This is a genomic window from uncultured Thiodictyon sp. (assembly GCF_903828115.1).
Classification (GTDB): domain Bacteria; phylum Pseudomonadota; class Gammaproteobacteria; order Chromatiales; family Chromatiaceae; genus Thiodictyon.
This window is the reverse complement of sequence record NZ_CAIKKU010000592.1, coordinates 1-2,748: the sequence shown is the minus strand read 5'-3', so window position 1 is coordinate 2,748 and position 2,748 is coordinate 1. Positions and strand designations below refer to the sequence as shown.

The 2,748-nt window shown below is 64.3% G+C and carries 1 protein-coding gene and 1 pseudogene; one reads left to right on the top strand and one right to left on the bottom strand.

The window, feature by feature from the left end:
- A pseudogene (locus QZY48_RS22385) lies at window positions 1-225 on the bottom strand (group II intron reverse transcriptase/maturase); the annotation flags it as partial.
- Between the two features lie 410 nt (window positions 226-635).
- On the opposite strand from QZY48_RS22385, the gene QZY48_RS22380 reads away from it, so the two are divergent.
- Window positions 636-2,696: a recombinase family protein gene (locus QZY48_RS22380; RefSeq protein ID WP_295435300.1), complete on the top strand. Its 2,061-nt coding sequence runs from the start codon at window positions 636-638 to the stop codon at window positions 2,694-2,696.
- Window positions 2,697-2,748: the final 52 nt, after the last annotated feature.

Here is a 2,748-nt window from a genome sequence, read left to right as displayed (position 1 = left end):
CAGGTAGGCGTTGCCCGCGCAGCTCACCGCAAACCGTTTCTCGAACCAGAGGTCGAGCACGTAATGCAGATAGATATTGCTCAGCACGGGCGAGACCAGCCCCCCTTGCGGGGCGCCTGCGTCGCTCGCGGTAAACGCGCCGTCTTCCATGATGCCGGCCTTCAGGAAGCGCCGCACGATCCGCAGGAAGTTGGGATCGGCGATGCGATGTTCCAGGAAGCGCATTAAGTGGGCATGCGAGAGGTGGTCGAACGATCCCCTACCTCGATACCCCCGTCAACAACCCAGCCGCTGAGCCGCTGCCCGAAGTCGAGGTCACCGATCCAACCCACCCGCTTTTTGGGCGCCGGTTCACACTCTTGCGCCGTTTGGCGCCCGTCGGCGGACAAACCTATGTGCTGGTGGTCTATCGAGAGGGTGTCTTTCTACGCCTGCCCCTCGTGGCCACCGATCGGGTTCTGTCCGAGCGCCGCCCGCCCGCGAAGCTGACCGTACAGGCGCTGACCGAGCTGGTCACGCTTGCCGAACGGTTACGCTTATGCCCATCGCCCCCGACCTCCTCTGGCACAGCCTCAGTGCCGAGTGCCAACACCGCATCCTCGCCGACTTGACCGCCGTCGCTCAGGAGATCCTTCATGCCGCACGAACTGATCACCCCGAGTCATCTGGCGCGTCGGGCCGTCATCTATATTCGCCAGTCCAGCCCCCATCAGGTGCTGACCAACCAGGAGAGCTTGCGCCTGCAGTATGCCCTGCGCTCACGCGCCTTGGAGCTGGGCTGGCATGAGGCGGACATCCAGGTCATCGACAGCGATCTGGGACTTACAGCCGCCAGCGCTCAGCATCGCGAAGGGTTCAAGGAGCTTCTCAGCCAAGTCACGCTTGGGCAGGTGGGCCTCATCCTCTCGATCGATGTGACCCGCCTCTCGCGTAACTGCTCCGACTGGTATCCGCTGCTGGATCTCTGTGGCTACAAGCAGTGTCTCATTGGCGAGCGCGACGGTCTCTATGATCCCGGCACACCCAATGGGCGCCTGCTGCTTGGGCTCAAGGGCCAGATCTCGGAGCTGGAGCTGCATACCATTCGCCTGCGCCTTACGGCGGGCTTGCTCAACAAGGCCGAGCGCGGTGAGCTGGCTCTAACCCTTCCGGTCGGCCTGGTGCGCGAGCCCCAGGGCACGGTGGTCAAGGACCCCAACCGCGAGGTGCAGGCGCGCGTGGCGCTGGTGTTCGAGACGTTTCTCACGCAGCACTCGGCCGCGCAGGTGGTGCGCGTGCTGCGCGAGCAAGCCTTGACCTTGCCGCGCCGTGATCGCTTTGGTGACATCACCTGGCGCCGCCCGAGTGTGGCGTCGGTCGTCGCCATCCTGCGCAATCCGGCCTATGCCGGGGCCTTCGTCTACGGGCGCACGCGCACTGAGCGCAGCGGCCCTGGCCCCCAGCACGCCCGTCAACGCCGCCTGCCGATCAACGAATGGAAGGTCTGCGTGAAAGACAAATACCCATCCTATATTTCCTGGGACACCTTCGAGCGCATTCAGGCCATGCTGCAAGACAACTACGCCGAGTACGATCGCAACAAGACCCGCGGCATCCCGCGTCCGGGTCAGGCCTTACTCCAGGGCCTGGTCTACTGCGGGGTGTGCGGCCACAAGATGGTCATCCAATACAAGGGCGGCGCCCATTACCTCTGCAACTATCTGCGGCAGCAGTTTCGCGAGTCAGTCTGCCAGTACATCCCGGCTAACCCCATCGATGAGGCGGTCATCGCCGCTTTCTTCGCCGCGCTCGCCCCGGTCGAGTTCGATGCCTATACGGCCGCCATGGCCGAGCGCCACCGCACCCAACAGGCGCTACAGCAGGCTCGGGCGCAGCAACTGCAGCGTCTGCGCTATCAGCTCGCACTCGCCGAGCGGCAGTTCCTGCAGGTCGATCCGGACAACCGCTTGGTCGCCGCCGAGCTCGAGAGCCGCTGGGAGCAGGCCCTGCGCGAGGTGCGCGACGCCGAGCAGGCGCTCGCGCAGGAGACGTCCTGCACGGGCGCGAGCGAGACGCTCGACCCCCAGCTGAAGGCGGCCTTCACCACGCTCGGTCAACAGCTGCCCACCGTGTGGGATCAGCTCGCCCGCGAGCAGCAAAAGGCCTTTCTACGCTGCCTCATCGACAAGGTCGTGCTGCAGCGCACCGCGTCCGATCAGGTGCATCTGCGCCTCGTCTGGAAAGGCGAGCAGGTCACCACCCTCGATATCCCGCTGCCCGTGGGATCCTTGGCCGAGTACGCGCAGGGCACGGCCATGACCGAGCGCATTTTGGCCCTCTTCGCTGAGGGGCGAGACGACGCGGAGATGGCCGAGATGCTCACGCGCGAAGGTTTTCGCTCACCCATGGGCACGACCGTCCTGCCCAGTACCGTCAAGACGATCCGACTGCGCCACGGCTGTCTGCAGACACGCCATCAATCCCATCCGCGCCGCATCGTGGGCTATCTGACCGTGCCGCAAGTGGCCGAGCGGCTCGCCGTCCCACGCCACTGGCTCTATGATCGTCTGCACAATGGCACCATTGAACTGGCGCCTGATCCAGTCACCAGACTCTACCTTTTTCCCGACAACCCCAGTACGCTCGAGCAACTGCACCAACTGCGTGAAGGTCAGCTCAACCGTGTGCGTTTTTCACAGGAGCATCAAGATGCCTGATCGAAGCATCCGGCGATGTCCGCGTCCAGTACCCACTCAGGACTCGCTTTCT